General features: G+C 43.7%; 11 protein-coding genes. 7 read left to right on the top strand and 4 right to left on the bottom strand.

The genetic code is table 11. The features are described from left to right. Window positions 1-105 precede the first annotated feature (105 nt). Entirely contained in the window at window positions 106-1,098 is a 993-nt protein-coding gene (locus tag MHI25_RS26370) for a LacI family DNA-binding transcriptional regulator (protein WP_076128039.1), read from the bottom strand. A 372-nt stretch (window positions 1,099-1,470) separates the two neighbouring features. Between MHI25_RS26370 and gtfA the strand changes: the two genes are divergently transcribed. Next, window positions 1,471-2,913: a sucrose phosphorylase gene (gene gtfA / locus MHI25_RS26365; RefSeq protein WP_340394598.1), complete on the top strand. Its 1,443-nt coding sequence runs from the start codon at window positions 1,471-1,473 to the stop codon at window positions 2,911-2,913. 86 nt (window positions 2,914-2,999) lie between these two features. Here the strand turns inward: gtfA and MHI25_RS26360 are convergent, their stop codons facing one another. Continuing rightward, complete coding sequence (locus MHI25_RS26360; protein ID WP_340394597.1) at window positions 3,000-5,234, bottom strand: AraC family transcriptional regulator; 2,235 nt, start codon at window positions 5,232-5,234, stop codon at window positions 3,000-3,002. A 504-nt stretch (window positions 5,235-5,738) separates the two neighbouring features. On the opposite strand from MHI25_RS26360, the gene MHI25_RS26355 reads away from it, so the two are divergent. The 3 genes from MHI25_RS26355 to MHI25_RS26345 all read left to right on the top strand — a co-directional run bounded on the left by MHI25_RS26355 (window position 5,739) and on the right by MHI25_RS26345 (window position 9,198). Beyond that, complete coding sequence (locus MHI25_RS26355) at window positions 5,739-6,614, top strand: ABC transporter permease subunit (RefSeq protein WP_094903677.1); 876 nt, start codon at window positions 5,739-5,741, stop codon at window positions 6,612-6,614. Window positions 6,615-6,625: 11 nt separating this feature from the next. Then, window positions 6,626-7,519, top strand: coding sequence for a carbohydrate ABC transporter permease (locus MHI25_RS26350; RefSeq protein WP_036685379.1), 894 nt, complete (start codon window positions 6,626-6,628; stop codon window positions 7,517-7,519). 68 nt (window positions 7,520-7,587) lie between these two features. Then, window positions 7,588-9,198: an extracellular solute-binding protein gene (locus MHI25_RS26345; RefSeq protein WP_139329889.1), complete on the top strand. Its 1,611-nt coding sequence runs from the start codon at window positions 7,588-7,590 to the stop codon at window positions 9,196-9,198. Window positions 9,199-9,276: 78 nt separating this feature from the next. Here the strand turns inward: MHI25_RS26345 and MHI25_RS26340 are convergent, their stop codons facing one another. Further along, window positions 9,277-10,158, bottom strand: coding sequence for an AraC family transcriptional regulator (locus tag MHI25_RS26340; protein ID WP_076194140.1), 882 nt, complete (start codon window positions 10,156-10,158; stop codon window positions 9,277-9,279). A 159-nt stretch (window positions 10,159-10,317) separates the two neighbouring features. Between MHI25_RS26340 and MHI25_RS26335 the strand changes: the two genes are divergently transcribed. The 3 genes from MHI25_RS26335 to MHI25_RS26325 all read left to right on the top strand — a co-directional run bounded on the left by MHI25_RS26335 (window position 10,318) and on the right by MHI25_RS26325 (window position 14,820). Then, window positions 10,318-11,718 carry an MATE family efflux transporter gene (locus MHI25_RS26335; protein ID WP_076280145.1) on the top strand — a complete coding sequence of 467 codons (1,401 nt, stop codon included), beginning with the start codon at window positions 10,318-10,320 and terminating at the stop codon, window positions 11,716-11,718. A 1,243-nt stretch (window positions 11,719-12,961) separates the two neighbouring features. Then, a complete protein-coding gene (locus tag MHI25_RS26330; protein ID WP_175619988.1) occupies window positions 12,962-13,678 on the top strand; it encodes a hypothetical protein in 717 nt (238 codons plus the stop codon). A gap of 131 nt (window positions 13,679-13,809) precedes the next feature. Next, window positions 13,810-14,820, top strand: a complete 1,011-nt coding sequence (locus MHI25_RS26325; RefSeq protein ID WP_340394596.1) for a ketoacyl-ACP synthase III — start codon at window positions 13,810-13,812, stop codon at window positions 14,818-14,820. 120 nt (window positions 14,821-14,940) lie between these two features. Here the strand turns inward: MHI25_RS26325 and MHI25_RS26320 are convergent, their stop codons facing one another. Continuing rightward, complete coding sequence (locus tag MHI25_RS26320; protein WP_340394595.1) at window positions 14,941-15,960, bottom strand: LacI family DNA-binding transcriptional regulator; 1,020 nt, start codon at window positions 15,958-15,960, stop codon at window positions 14,941-14,943. Between the last annotated feature and the right edge of the window lie 123 nt (window positions 15,961-16,083).

Raw genomic sequence — 16,083 nt, 5'->3', positions numbered from 1 at the left:
AAAATTGCCCTAAAAGTCGTTATTCCTGAAAGTCGTTATTAATGAAGTAATACAAAAAAGGCAGGCCACCGCTAATTACGGTAGTCTACCTTTTTAATAGATACGTTAAGTAGTCTCTCCTTTAATGAGAGTTACGTCTACAGTAGTGTTGTTGATTAGCTCTCCGTCAGCACTTTCGATCATTTGCAGGAGAGTATTGGTCAGCATGACCCCGATCCGATCACTAGGTTGCATAATGGTAGTCAATTTAGGACTCTGAAGCATGCGGGTAAAGCTGTGGTAATCATAGCCGATGATTTTCAGTTGCTCGGGCACTCGAATGCCTTGCTGTTCAGCATAAATGTATAAAGCATAAGCCACAATATCATTACTGCAGAATACTCCATCATATTCTCGAAGTTGGGCCGGAGAGATATTTTCGGTGACAAAGGACCAAAAATAATCAAAGGTAAGCTTGTTGTGCGCGCCTTCGATAATATCGTAAGTTACACCATGTTTCATACTTGTGATGACAAAAGCATCCCGACGGCGATTCGCTAGAATATCCAGATCTAGCGGGCCGGAGATATGTAGCAGCCGTTTACAGCCCAGCTGTATCAAATGTTCGGTAGCTAGCTCACCACCGCGGTAATTATCCGATCCCACACAAGGGATATTGGAAGAAATAAAACGGTCAAAAGAGACAATAGGGAAAGGGACCTTTTTATAGCTTTCAATATTCATAGTGTGGCTGCACATGATAATGCCATCTACTTGATTCTGGCGAAGCATGCTAATATAGTTGGCTTCCTTCTCAGGATCGTCAAGAGAATTACATATTAGCAATTTATAGTTTTTTTCATTAGCACTCATTTCAACATACTTGATGAGATCGGAAAAGAAAGGGTGGTTTGAATCTGGAACAATAATCCCAATAAAAAAGGATTGATTCTTCTGTAAGGCTCTGGCGATTTGATTAGGATGATAATCTAAGGCGTCCATCGCTTTTTCAACTTTTTTACGCGTCTCTTTGCTGATATATCCCCGGTTGTTCATTACTCTGGACACGGTAGCTACAGCAACGCCCGCCTCCTTGGCAACATCTTTAATACTTGCCATACCCTCATCCCCGTTTCATAAAATGCTCTAATCTATATTCTACAACTTTCTTGGATTGTTGACACTAATAGAGACTAACAATTGTAAAAGCATAGATAGTTTCTGATAGTTATAATAGGTATGTTATACGTTATCACAAATATATGTACATAATATTAAATTTCAATAATTATAGCTTTATTTTATTGATTTAATTATATGAAAACGTTTGACATATTATTTGCGCATCTATAAAATTGGTTTTGAATAAACCTTCATCTAGGGAGGAACAAGATTGTTAGGAGAACGCTTTCATAAGTTGCATTAGTTTGATGATTTCTCAGACCTTATGAAGCAAGAGTGTATAAATTGAAATAGAAGGAGAACCCTAATATGCAGATTAAAAATGAAGCTATGCTTATCACTTACGCAGATAGCATGGGAAACAATTTAAAAGAACTAAACGAAGTACTGGATACACACTTGCAAGGAGTCGTGGGTGGGGTTCATTTATTGCCGTTTTACCCCTCTTCGGGCGACCGGGGATTTGCCCCAATGGATTATACGAAGGTTGATTCGGCTTTTGGCGACTGGGCGGAAATCGAAGAGATGAGCGAGAAGTTCTACATGATGTATGATTTCATGATCAATCACATTTCACAGCAGTCTCCATACTTTCAAGATTTCCTTGAGAAGAAGGATGCATCGCAGTACAAGGATTTATTTATTCGTTACAAGGATTTCTGGCCTAACGGTGAACCAACTGAGGTTGATGTGGATTTAATTTATAAACGTAAACCGCGGGCGCCATACGTAGAGGTTACCTTTAAAGATGGGACGAAGGAAAAGGTTTGGTGTACGTTTGATGAGCAGCAGATCGATCTGGACGTGACTACGGAAACTACGAAGAAATTTGTAAAAGACAATCTGACCTTCCTTGCTGATAAAGGAGCATCGATTATCCGGCTGGACGCTTTTGCCTATGCCAACAAAAAGATGGGTACCAACTGCTTTTTCGTAGAACCGGATATTTGGGAAATGTTGAATTTGTCTAAAGAAGTAGTGGAGCCTTATGGCGTAACTGTTCTTCCGGAAATCCATGAGCATTACAGCATTCAATTGAAGATTGCAGACAAGGATTATTATGTCTATGATTTCGCCCTGCCAATGTTGGTATTACATGCTCTATATAGTGGAAAAGTAAATCGGCTTGCGCATTGGCTGGAAATCTGTCCGAGAAAACAATTCACTACCCTGGATACACATGACGGCATTGGCGTGGTGGATGTTAAGGATCTGATGACCGACGAAGAAGCTGAAATGACCAGAGAAAGCCTATATAGCCAAGGAGCAAATGTTAAGAAAAAATATAGCTCCGCCGCTTATAATAATCTGGATATTTATCAAATTAACTGCACTTATTATTCTGCACTTGGCAATGATGATCAGGCGTATCTTTTGGCCAGAACTATTCAGTGCTTCGCCCCTGGTATTCCACAGATTTATTATGTAGGTCTATTCGCTGGCGAGAATGATATTGAACTGCTCGAAAGCACAAAAGAAGGACGCAATATTAACCGCCATTATTATTCTAAAGATGAAATTGCTGCTGAGGTACAACGTCCTGTTGTTCAAAAGCTGTTCGCATTGTTGAAATTCAGAAATAGCTGTCCAGCTTTTAATGGTGAGATCAAGATTGAACAAGGTAGTGAGAATGAGCTGAACATCACTTGGAAAAATGAAAACAGTGTGGCGAAGCTTGAAGCTAATCTGTTGACCAAAGAATACACCATTCTTGCAGGTGAGAATGAAGCAAATATTGCGAAGGTATTTTAATATTTCCTTTGATATCGAAAGGTGTTCCAAAGGCCAATGTAATGGCTGCTGGAGCACCTTTCTTTTTGGGGGATAGGTGATTCATGTTATGAACTGTTTTTGGTCCGTCTGAATTCTATTGGTGTAAGGCTGAAGTTGCGTTTGAACATCCGGTGGAGATAAGAACTGCTGGTGAAGCCAGTTACTTCAGCAATATCCGATACCGATAAATCACTCTCTACAAGCAGGCGGCATACTTCCTTCATCCGTACCTCCATGATGACATCCACAATAGTGGTTAGGGTCTGCTGCTTATAAAGTCTGCTGACATAGATTGGAGACATATTAAGTTCATCGGCAATTTGGTTCAGACTCAAGCAAGGGTCCATGTAAGATTGCTGAATGGTTTGGTTGATTTGCCGGATTAGATCGCTTTGCTTGGAGCTGCGCTTATCCGCTTGGAATTCCTGAATATGATCAAAAAGCTGGTAAAAAGCTGCCTCAAATTCTTCTATTGTTTCATAATGTTCAAGCGAAGGTATCACCATTATCCCTTCGGTGGGGGTAGGACTAAGCTTCTTGATGTTATCGACAATTCGTTTAATCGTTAGCGTCACCCTTGAAACAGTAAGTTCCAGCACATGATAGGGATATTGCTCCATTTCACGTACCATTTCGGAGAAGTGACTGCGGGCTTCGTCTGTTCTGCCACTTGTGAGCGCATCGACCAGCTTTTTTTCGCTGTCAGCCGGGTAGGAGTAAAGATTGTTCTGAAGCTCGCTAATGCGCTCAGCATTGATCAAGCTGCCATGACCATAAAACAGTCTATGTTTGGAAGCTTCTCTGGCCTGACTGTACAGCCGGTTTAGTACATCTGGATTATCACTGATGGGGCTGTACACTAACGACAGTCCGATTTTTAGATAATCACAACAGGCCACGCGGATCTGCCGCAGCAGCACTTCAATTAGCTCGGTATCCAGATGTTCAGTGGAGGTCATGCTGCTAAGCAACATGACTACACTATCGTCATTCATATCTACAGTTTCCACCTGATAAGTCTGTCCACAGATCTCTGAGGCAATATTCATGATGGCAAACTTGTACGGAAGGAGATAAGAGCCTCGTTCCTTTCGCAGAGCTTCGTACTCATCAATGCGTAGTAATACTAGCCGGTAGCCCTCGTTTAAATTAAAAGAAATACCCAGCTGTTGAACATCATTTTGCCGGCTGTTATGAGGAGATTTAATGCCAAGCACCAGATTGCGTAATGAGTTCTGCCTGATCGTGAACATGCTGTTGCGTTTATCTGCCTCAAGGGTGTTCATTCGGCTTACGATCGAATCAATCGGCAGATAAAGCCGTTTGGACAGTACCCTAGAAATAACAAGACCGAACAATAAAATAATTAAAGAAATCAGAAGCGTAGTATTGCGGATATGATTGGTCTGTTCAGTAATTACCTCATAAGGAGTAATGCGCACATATTGCCAGCCAAGCGAATCGGGCGAAGTATAGGACACCAGTGATTTATTCCCTCTAAAAGGGGCAGTAAAATAGCCGGCAGAACGTGCTTTTACTTGATGCTCCAGCCAACTGTTTTCATCCCCGGAGAGCTTCTCCAATGTCAGCTTATTCCCCGACAGAAAACGGCCTTGGTCATCCAAAATGTAGGTACTGCCACTACCGGGTGTATTGCCGTTAGCCAGTTCTTTATTGATCCAAGCCGCGGATATGTTAACAATAACCGCAGAGTTAATAGAGCGGTCCCAATTGATCGCATCATAGCAAAGGTAAGTATAGACTGAGATGTTTTTTTTCTCAGGTTCATCTATGGAATAGGTTCGCGGAATCGGCGTAAATGTTTTGTAATCCTGATAATGATTCAGCATCTGAATAATTTCAGTGTCCACCAGTTCGCGGGTGGTGAATACGCCATTCTGGCCCTGTGCTGCCGAAATATAAACCGTGTCATTATTCGGATTATATACATAGATGGATTCAATATAAGGCATGGAATTTAAGTAGTTTCCGAGATCGGACATCGCCGCGGTTACCTCATAAATAGAGGGCTTGTTGTAGAACAACAGATGAGAAATCGTGCTGGTTCGATACAGTTGAAATGAAAGCGTTTGCGCGACTTCAGCCATGTTGACCACTTTTTTGCCAGTCTGGGTCAGATCCCTTAGATCGGAGCGAAAGGTTTGCGTCTTCTCGACGCCGATGTAGTACGTATAGTAAACAAAAGTAGAGATAAGAAGGGTTAACGATATGCACAGGGTTATGGTGGTGAGCAGCTTGCCATACAGTAGTCTTTTTCTCCGTAGATCATTATTCTTCATACCGTCCCCCCTGATCATCATATGACTTACTCGGACAAGACTCTGGATGAATTCATATTATGAAGTTCCTTTATTATAAGTCCCCAAGAGTGAACAGAACAGTGGAGCAACCTTAGAATCCTGCATTTTTCCAATCTGAAGGGAGTGAACAAATTAAATATTCGTGTACAAAACAGTCTTTTCTACAAGGATTATAAGGAGTTAGCGAAGCTTGAGAAGCTCTGGGGGTCTCCGAAGACTTTTACATAAACATCCTGATTGTTCAGTTCCTGTTTCGCCAGTTTGTGCAGTAAGGCTTGTAAGCTTCACTTCTGTGTTCAGAAGAATCCCCCTATAGTGGAATTATGCAGTTTCTATATTAAGGGGGAGTGAGAGATCTTGAGCCAAACCTCATCCAAAGGAATTTCAAACGTCGAACTTGGCATCCAGGCTGATGGTAGAGCACGCTTACGAACGACAAGAAAGAAGAAAGGATTGTTGTATGAGCTGGTGCACAATCGGGTAATGTTTCTGATGCTGCTGCCCACCTTGATCTTTTTTCTGGTGAATTCCTATTTTCCAATGGTAGGCATCTATTATGCGTTCACTCAATTCGACTTCAACAGCAGCATGTTCAACTCCAAGTTTGTGGGATTACAGAATTTCGAGTTCCTCTGGAGATCCGGTACGCTGGTGAAGCTCACGATGAACACGATAGGATACAATATTGCTTTTATTGTACTGGGAAATGTGCTGGCAATTGTCTGTGCGATCCTGCTGAGTGAGCTCAATGGAAAATGGTTTAAAAAGATTAGCCAATCGGTAATGTTTCTGCCTTACTTCGTATCTTTTGTAATTCTCAGCGTAATTGTCTACAACTTGTTTAATTATGACAGCGGTTTCTTAAATACAATGCTTACCCAATTTGGCCTTGATCCGGTCGACGTTTACAGTAAACCTTGGGCATGGATCTTTCTGATCATTATCTTTTATCTATGGAAAAATCTTGGTTACAGTATGGTGATTTATCTGGCGGCGATTACGGGGATTAGTGACGAATATTATGAAGCGGCCAAAATTGATGGCGCTAATATTTTCCAACGGATTTGGTATATAACGGTGCCGATGCTGAAATCAACCTTTGTGGTGCTGCTGCTCTTTGCGCTCGGGAGTATTATGAAGGGCCAATTCGATCTTTTCTATCAATTAATAGGCAATAACGGGCTGCTCTACAATACGACGGATATCCTTGATACCTATGTATACCGTTCGCTTAAAGTAACCTTTGATGTGGGCATGGCAACGGCTGCCGGGGTCTATCAATCCTTGTTCGGCTTCGTCCTCATTATGACGGTCAACTACATTATCCGCAAAATAAACGATGACTACGCCCTGTTCTAGGAGGATAAGAAATGAAAATTCAAAAGGATAAATATACGCGAATGCTTCATTGGATTGCCTATGTGGTCATTATTGGCTTATCGATCGCTTGCCTGCTGCCCTTTTTGCTAATTATCTCTGCATCTTTGACCAGCAATGAGTCCATTATTCGCGATGGCTATCATCTGATTCCGGCACAGTTCTCACTGGAGGGCTACAAGACGGTATTCATCTTCCCGGATGAGGTGCTGCGGGCATATGCGGTCACAGTCAGCACAACTGCTATTGGAACGGTAATGGGACTTTTTTTCATGACTATGGCGGGTTATGTACTGGCGCGTAAAGATTTTAAATATCGAAATAGCTTTTCCTTCTATATATACTTTACGACTTTGTTTGGGGGAGGACTTGTCCCGTGGTACATCATGATTACGAAATACCTCGGTCTGCTGGATTCCTATGCGGTACTGGTGCTTCCAGGTCTGATGACGCCATTTTTGATCATTTTAATGAAAAACTTCATCAAATCAGCAGTTCCTGAGGAATTGTTCGATTCTGGCAAAATAGACGGGGCCGGTGATTTCCGGATTTACTGGCAGATTGTACTCAAGCTTTCCATGCCGGGCATCGCTACAGTCGGTTTGTTTCTGGCTTTGTATTACTGGAATGACTGGTTCACCTCTTCACTGTTCATCAATGATACGCATAAATATCAGCTGCAATTCTATCTGTACAATGTTATTAATTCAGCACAGTTTATCGCACAGATGGGGGCGGGAACCGGGGTGTCACTGGCTACGGAGGTCCCTGCTGAGTCTACCAAAATGGCGATGGCAATTGTCGTGACGGGACCTATTCTTTTTCTGTACCCGTTCGTTCAGCGTTATTTTGTCAAAGGCCTAACCATCGGCGCTGTAAAAGGTTAGAACCGCAACCTGCCCACTACCGGGTTAAGGTACAGTCGGCTAACATAGAAGCATAGTGAAAAGGGAGGATTCAGATGAATAAACAACGGGGCAAACGCATGTCTATTCTGCTTACGTCAGTACTGGGCTTGACGCTGCTGGCAGGCTGCGGGGGGAATTCTAATTCTGCAAACGGAGACAATGCGGCGGTAAAAGAGAGTAATAGCGGAGGAAACACAGCACAAAGTACGAACGCAGGGACGGAGGAGAAGACCGGACTGGACACTTCCAAAAAGGTCGAGCTGCAATTCTATATGCTAGGCGATGCGCCGAAGGACCTCTCAAGCATTGAAGCGGAAATTAACAAAATGGCCGAAGAGGATCTGAATGCAACCGTTAAATTCAACTATACAACCTGGACAGATTGGGATCAGAAATATAAGCTGCTGCTGTCGTCGGGTCAATCAATCGATCTGATCTTCACTGCGGACTGGACACAATATCAGGCTTATGCGAAAAAGGGAGCTTTTTTAGCTATAGATGATCTGCTGCCCAAAGCTGCCCCAGAGCTCCAGCAATTCGTACCACAGGAAATGTGGGATGCTGTGAAGATTGATGGCAAGATTTACACCGTTCCAGCGACTTATAAGGAGTATGTAACGAACGGCTTCGTATGGCGTGAGGATCTGCGCAAGAAATACAATCTGCCTCAGCCGACAGATCTGGCTAGCTATGAAGCATACATGGAAGGAATCAAGAAAAATGAACCTCAGATGTCGCCTGCTTCTTTTAACAGTGATGTAAGAGGTAACATTCATGATGTATATTCAACACTTACCGCACAGGTCGGCAGTCCGCTGCCTTATGGTATTGGTATTAAGTACGATGATCCTTCAAAAGCTTATCTGTATTGGGGTTCGGAGGAACATAAAGAAGAGCTGCTGACGATGAGACGCTGGCAGGAAAACGGATTAATTTCCAAAAACGTCCTGAACTTGAAGGATACCATCCAGGCTCCGATTATCGCGGGCAAGGCAGCAAGCATCTTCGGAGATAATCCGACTCGCTTCAACGATACGTTGATGAAGGTGAAAGCAGCACATCCGGATTGGGATCTAGGTTACTATCCTTATGGCAATACCATTGGTTATGCAACACCAGTTCATCCTATTCATAATGGTTTCGCCATTCCGAAGAGCAGCAAGAACCCTGAACGTGCACTGGCCTTCTATGAAAAAATGGTCATGGATAAACGTTATAATCAGCTGACACAATACGGTGTGGAAGGAAAGAACTATAAAATTGATGCGAACGGCTACTATGAACTTATTGGAGATGCTTCAACGAACGGTTTTACACGCGAGGGAATGAATGGCTGGGCCTGGCGGAATCCGGAGTTCATGCTATTTGATAAATCCTATGATGGCGTGAAGGAAATTTTCGCTGAGCTCGACAAAATTCAGAAGCCGGATATTTTCACCGGTTTTGCTGAGGATTATACCTCTTATCAGGCGGAAAAAGCAGCACTAGAGCAGGTGGAAAAGCAATACCTGTATCCATTGCAAGCTGGATTAGTAGAGGATGTTGATGCGGGTTTAGCCACCTTTATGGAAAAGGCTAAGCAAGCCGGTCTTGAGAAAATCCAGACCGAATATATCAAGCAATGGGATGCTTATGTGCAGGAGAAGGGTTTGAAATAATAAAAGTAGCAAGGGATGTTCCTTAAGCCTAATGGCAGGGAGCATCCCTTTTTTTTGTGTTCTTTAACGTACTCGGATTTACGAGAAACGTTGACGGAATTCCCGTGGAGTGGTTCCTTCTATTCGAATAAAGCTGGAGCTGAAGTAAGGCGCCTGATTGAAGCCAACTTCCTCGGCTATACGGGCAATTGTGTAGCTGGTCTGCATCAGCAAAAGTTTACTTTGCTGAATCCGATAATGCAGCAGATATTCCATCGGCGCACAGCCGTATTCCTTCTTCATGCAACGAGCGATATATACAGGGTGAAAGCTTAGACTTTCCCCGAGCTGCTGCGCAGTGATATGCTCACGAAAATGGCTGCGTAAATAGGAGGCCGCTTGCTCTGCGCATATTTTGGAGGGCGAGGGGCGCTCATGGCTGAGGGAGGCGGATAACTGCTGTATAACCTCCTGAAACAACAGCTGCTGCTGAAATGGAGTATCACTTAAATGGGAATTAGGCACAAGCTGATTCAGCTGCGAGAGCAGCTCTTCCATCTTGGACGGCTGCAGCAGAGTTGTATATTGAGGCAAGCGTAAGCTAAACGGCCGGATATCAAATTCGTCAGATTGCAGGGGGTTCTCTATTTTGACGTTGTCTTTCTCAAGCGCAGCGGCCGTATCCTCGGTTATATTCCAGTCGCCCACCGTTTGAAAATGCAGCCAATAATAAGAGGTGGATTCCTTGCAGCTGTCCGTACTGAAATGATGGCTGTCTGGACGAAGCAAGAGCGCCTGACCCGCTTTTACTTGAAAAGGGAGACCGCCTTCACTCATATATAAACAGCCTTGTTTAACTACAAGCAAATCGAACACCCGGGTATTATGGCGGCTCATATGATAATGGCCGGGGGAGAAAGTATGGAATCCGCTTACAATGTAGTACAGCAACGGAGGAACGGTGAAGTTCAAGATGTTCATGTCAGAAGCTCCTTTTAGTGAGGTTGGAATAATGTAATAATTGGTTTGAAATCTGTACCATCATCCAAAGTATATCATCTATAATTTAGTCTGACCTAATGAATAAAGATGTTATTTTTTAGGCTAAGTCTGTAGGTATGGTTTACGAGGAGGGTTTGTATAGTGAAAAAAGAAAGACAGGGTTTTGGACTCTGGGTATTGGCTTGGCCTATATTTATAGAGGTATTTCTACAGACTCTGCTGGGTACGGTAGATACATTAATGGTCAGCCGTATCTCTGATGATGCAGTCGCCGTAGTCGGCATTTCCAATCAATTGTTCGGTGCATTGACCACACTTTTTACAACATTTGCGGGTGGAGCGGGGATTCTGATCGCACAGAGAATGGGCTCCAAACGTTTTGGTGAAGCGCGCACGATTGCTATTATGGGAGTATCGGTTAGCCTCGTGTTGGGGATTGTCGTGAGTATTGTGTTGTTTTTCTATGCGGGCCCTATTGGTGGGGTTCTAAATATAGCACCGGAACTATTATCACTTTCGAATGTCTATATCTCCTATGTCGGCGGTGGACTTTTTATGGTCGGGATGATCGCTTCCCTCGGTACCGCTATCCGGAACACAGGGAATACCAAAGGGCCGATGTACACAGGGATTATAATCAATGTCATCCATATAATTCTGAACTATATTTTTATATTTGGTGTATTCGGTCTGCCACAGCTAGGCCTTGCGGGCATCGCGATCTCCAGTATTGTCAGTAGACTGGTCGGAGTGATTATTCTCTACTCCTTATTCCGGCGTTCTTTCGAGATCAAGGTTAGACTTAGAGATTTCCGCATATTCAATGGCAAGCTGTTCAAGCAAATTCTGAAGATTGCCTGGCCTCTCGGGATCAATTCTTCCTGTTGGGTATTCTCCCAGCTTATTGTGTATTCCTTTCTGGCTGCACTTGGAGCCGAAGCGTTAGCAGCACGCACGTATCTTAACACCTTGGAGTCCTTTTGCTTCACGCTTGGTTATGCTTTTGCGCTGGCGGGGCAGATACAGATTGCTCATTTATTCGGAGCAGGCAAACTGAAAGAAGCTTACCGCAGTGCATATCGTACACTCTTCATTGGTTTGAGCATTGTGTCAGCTAACATGCTGTTACTATTCCTGTTCGGAAAACAGCTGCTCGCTTATTTCACATCTGATCCGAAAATTATTGCGATCGGGGTTTCTTTGTTAGCTCTAAATCTATTGCTCCAGCCCTCCAAAATGCTGAATATGGCCCTCGGCAACGCGCTGAATGCCATCGGGGATACGCGTTATACGATGTATACTTCCATCGTGTCTATGTCCCTCATTGGCGTGGGCTGCTCCTATTGGTTAGGAATCAGCTTCGGCTGGGGACTCATAGGAATCTATTGTTGTATGATAGCCGACGAATTGGTGAGAGGTTTGCTTGTTTTGGCGCGCTGGAGGGGGCGAAAGGTTCTCCGCCAAGCGGACATCGGCTTGAGTGAAGAGAATGCTTCACTACATGGAGCGGGGAAAAGAAGCGCCTCGTTAACCACATAAGCGGGACTCTATAAGCCCAGCTTGATGGGCAATGGAGTGGTTTTAGAGTAGGACGTTGTTTGTGGAGTAGTGTTTTTGTTTCGGCAGTAGGGTGGTAGTAGTGCTGCAGTAGTGCGATAGTAGGGCGGTTGCGGGAGGCGGTAGTAAGGCGGTTGCGGGAGGCGGTAGGGCGGTTGCGGGAGGGATGACGTTGTGCTTTCGGACTCAGATGCCGCTATTTGCTAATTTAGAGCCTTTTCCGGTTAGTTTCGGACTGGAGGGGCGCTATTCCTCGTGAAATGGCTCATGTAGGGGTAATTTTGAGGCAATAGTGACACTGGAGTCCGATAGCTTATGAAAAGAGACGTTTGTGCGGAAATAACGGCTCTGGAGTCCGAAAGCGACTTTGAAAGTCCAAGTAACACCGTGCACCCAAGCGACAACGAGCACTTCAAGTAACTTTGATCATCCCGAGTAGCGTCGAGGACTTCAAGTAACTTTGATCATCCCGAGTAGCGTCGAGCACTTCAAGTAACTTTGATCATCCCGAGTAACGGCGAGCACTTCAAGTAACTTTGATCATCCCGAGTAACGTCGAGCACTTCAAGTAACTTTGATCATCCCGAGTAACGTCGAGCACTCCAAGTAACACTAAGCATCCCGAGTAACGTCGAGCACTCCAAGTAACTTTGAACATCCCGAGTAACATCGAGCACTTCAAGTAACATAGATCAACTCTGTGGCTTAAAAATTGATTAGTTTAGGGGCAGTAGGGCGGTTGCGGGAGGTCTGGCGTTGTGCTTTCGGACTCAACTGCCGCTATTTGCTAATTTAGAGCCTTTTCCGGTTAGTTTCGGACTGGAGGGGCGCTATTCCTCGTGAAATGGCTCATAATGGGGTCGTTTTTCACCAATAGTGACTCTGGTGTCCGATAGCTCATGAAAAGAGGCGTTTGTGCGGAAATAACGGCTCTGAGGTCCGAAAGCGACTTTGAAAGTCCAAGTAACACCGTGCACCCAAGCGACAACGAGCACTCCAAGTAACATCAAATTTGCTGATGTTTTTTTGAAAGAGGTTACCTCATGAGTAGAAATGATTACTTCTGTGAGGGCCTCTTTTTTATGCGCGTATAAAGTTTAAGTTTGACGGTCCTCAAATTTGATTATTCATTCATATAGAGTTTGATTCTATGATATAAATGAGGTAGCCTTTATAGAATGGGTAGCCGTTATATAAATACATGTTAGTGAAGGGTTTGAGGGAAATGTTGTTGTCAAAATGGAGAGGGTTTTCGTTACTAGGGCTGCTCTTAATGCTTGTACTATTATCAGGCTGTTCTAAAGGAACAGCGCATGTCACAGTGAATAAGAATGGAAGCGTAGATTTTGCAGTGAATATGAAAGTGAATTCGCGGGCAGAAGCGTTGATTAGCGGAAAAATGGAAGATGCTCTGGTAAACAAACTTAAAGATCAGGGGATTGAGCTAGAGAAAAGCCAAGATGGAAAATCTACAGTCTATGAATTCATGAAATCTTATGCCTCTTTTGAGGAAATGAAAGCACTCTCTGGTGACTTGGATATTGTGGACCTGAAATTAGATACCAAGGATTATTGGTTTTATACCAAATATGATGTTGAGGCGAAGCCCAAATTAAATAGTTACATAGACACCATAATGGATAATATGGGATCGCTCAGCTTATCGAAGCCGATTATTCGGGCGTTTTTGCAAAACATGGCTTTCGACTTTAAATTAACGTTACCTGTGGATTTATATGGAGACAATAATGCAAATGTGGAGGACGGCAGAACCCTTACTTGGAATGTTACACTAGCGGATACAGAGCCAATTCAAATGCAGGTTTATGTGCCTAATGTATGGAATATCGTGATTGTGCTTATCATTTTAGTGGTGGTTATTGTAACTGCGATTATATTGTTCGTCAGAAAAAGAAAGCAGCGTAATAGAAAACGGTTCTAAGTGGGTTCGTAAGGTTTAGGAAGTGCCGGGAAGCTAGGATGCTTTACCGGCCTTCTTTACTTTTTAGCAGGCACAGAGTTATAATTAGTACCAAGTACTAATATCAGATACTAATTGAAGAGGTGATTGGAATGACAGGTGCAAAAATTACCGCTATCGGAACCTATGTCCCAGCTAAAAGACTGACTAATGCCGATCTGGAACAGATCGTAGATACAAATAATGAATGGATTGTGCAACGGACCGGAATCCGTGAGCGTCGAATTAGTCGGCAGGATGAGTATACAAGTGATTTATGTGCAGCAGCTGTGCAGGATCTTATGACTCGTTATGGAAAAAGCGTTCAGGATGTCGATATGGTCCTGGTAGCTACGAGCACACCTGACTTTTCCTTTCCCTCAGTAGCTTCTTTGATTCAAAATCGCTTTAACATTCCACAGACTGCGGGTGCTATGGATTTGAGCGCAGCATGCGCGGGTTTTGTCTATGCACTGCATACTGCTCACAGTTATGTGGCCTCAGGAATGCATCGTAAGGTACTGGTTATTGGTGCGGATACGATCTCCAAGATTACGGATTATACTGACCGCAGTACATGTATTCTTTTTGGGGATGGAGCGGGAGCTGTGCTTGTGGAAAGTGATGAGCAGTCGACGGGATTTTTGGGCTTCCAGCTGGCAAGTGATGGCGGTGGGGCACATCATGTGTACCGTACGGGGCTTGCCCATACTGTAAACAATATTGAGCTGGTAGAAACACAAATGCTGGTACAGAACGGACGTGAAGTGTTTCGCTGGGCGGTCAGAACGGTTCCTTTAGGTGTGCAACAGCTGCTTGAAAAAGCGGAGGTAACTCTGGAGGAAGTAGACTGGTTTATTCCACACAGCGCTAATATGCGCATGATTGAGCCAATATGCGAGCGATTAAATTATCCGCTGGAGCAGGTGTTGCACAGTCTTGTGAATTTCGGCAATACTTCTGCTGCCACGATTCCTTTAGCACTCGATTTGGGCATCCGCGAGGGTAAAGTACAAAATGGACAAAAGATCCTGATGTATGGTTTTGGTGCCGGATTGACCCAGGCTGGGCAATTGATTGAGTTGAATTTGGATCATCAAGTAGGGATACCTACTCCATATTAAGAAGTGGAATTTGGTGAGTTGATGTCCAATGAATGTTTATAACGAAACGTTTCGGTTAATCAAAAAAAGACAACGCCGTTTGCGGAAACCCGCTTACATTGGCTGTTGTCTTTTTTTTGATTACTGAGTATTTAATTGACTGCCACAGGATTCACGTACAATAAGCACAGGCTCCACTACAAACGATCCACCGCCAGACTGATTGTTAATCAAGTCATAGAGCATATGAGCAGCGAGGATGCCAAGCCGTTCTTTGTTCTGGCGGATGGTCGATAGTTTTGGACTGGTATATTTACAGGCTTCAATGTCGTCACAACCGATAATGGCAATATCTTCAGGAACGCTGAGGCCGTGTTCTTTCAAAGCCCGGATGGCTCCCAGAGCCAGCAAATCAGAAGCCGCAAAAATGGCTTTTGGTAAATTTCCGGCTTGAATTAATTGCTGCATAGCCGTATAACCGCTGGGCTCAAAGAAATCGTCGCCATGAACAAACCACCGACGGTTCAAAGTGAGGCCAAAACTTTCAATAGCTTTGACATATCCGGATTCCCGCAGGTTAGAAATATCTGAATCCGCTGCACTTCCGATAAATCCAAGCTCTCTGTAGCCAAGTAGATAAAAATGCTCCACGACCTTGGAAGAAACCTGAAAGTTATCTGACATCACAAAGCCGGATTTTTTGCCCTTTAGCTCAAGGTCGACCCCGATACAAGGAATACTGCTCATATCCAGATCGCGGATGGTAGGCTCCATCTTTTGCCCGGAAATAATGACACATCCATCCACATTAAAATGAACAGATCGAGCGAAATAATCGCCGCTGCTGATGAATTTCTCGTTGGAAAAGAAAATGAGATCGTAGCCCAGAACGCCCATCTGCTTTTTAAAGGAATTTAGCACTTCTACGAAAAAGGGATGGGTAAATTCGACATTAAGCTCGCCAGCAAAAATAACCCCGATCAGATTCGACTTCTTAGTTGCGAGTGTCTTGGCGGAGTTGGAAGGTGAATATCCGGTTTGTTCGATGATCTCCAAAACTCTTTGCTTGGTTTTTTCGGAAACATCGCTGTAATTGTTCATAATTTTCGAAACAGTCGAGACAGAAACGCCGGCCATTTCGGCAATCATTTTGATATTCATAGTTAATAAAGCCACCCTCCGCTAAATAGTTGAAATTTGAGAAAAAGACTGTTCTAGAGCGGTTATTTGCGAGTTATTATGAATAGGGTGAATGAAAATTCAATTATTTTCAGTCTATTATTA

Origin of the sequence: Paenibacillus sp. FSL E2-0177, from assembly GCF_037992975.1 — a bacterium.
Lineage (GTDB): Bacteria > Bacillota > Bacilli > Paenibacillales > Paenibacillaceae > Paenibacillus_AQ > Paenibacillus_AQ odorifer.
The sequence above is the reverse complement of the archived record's forward strand: the minus strand, read 5'-3'. Positions and strand labels throughout refer to the sequence as shown.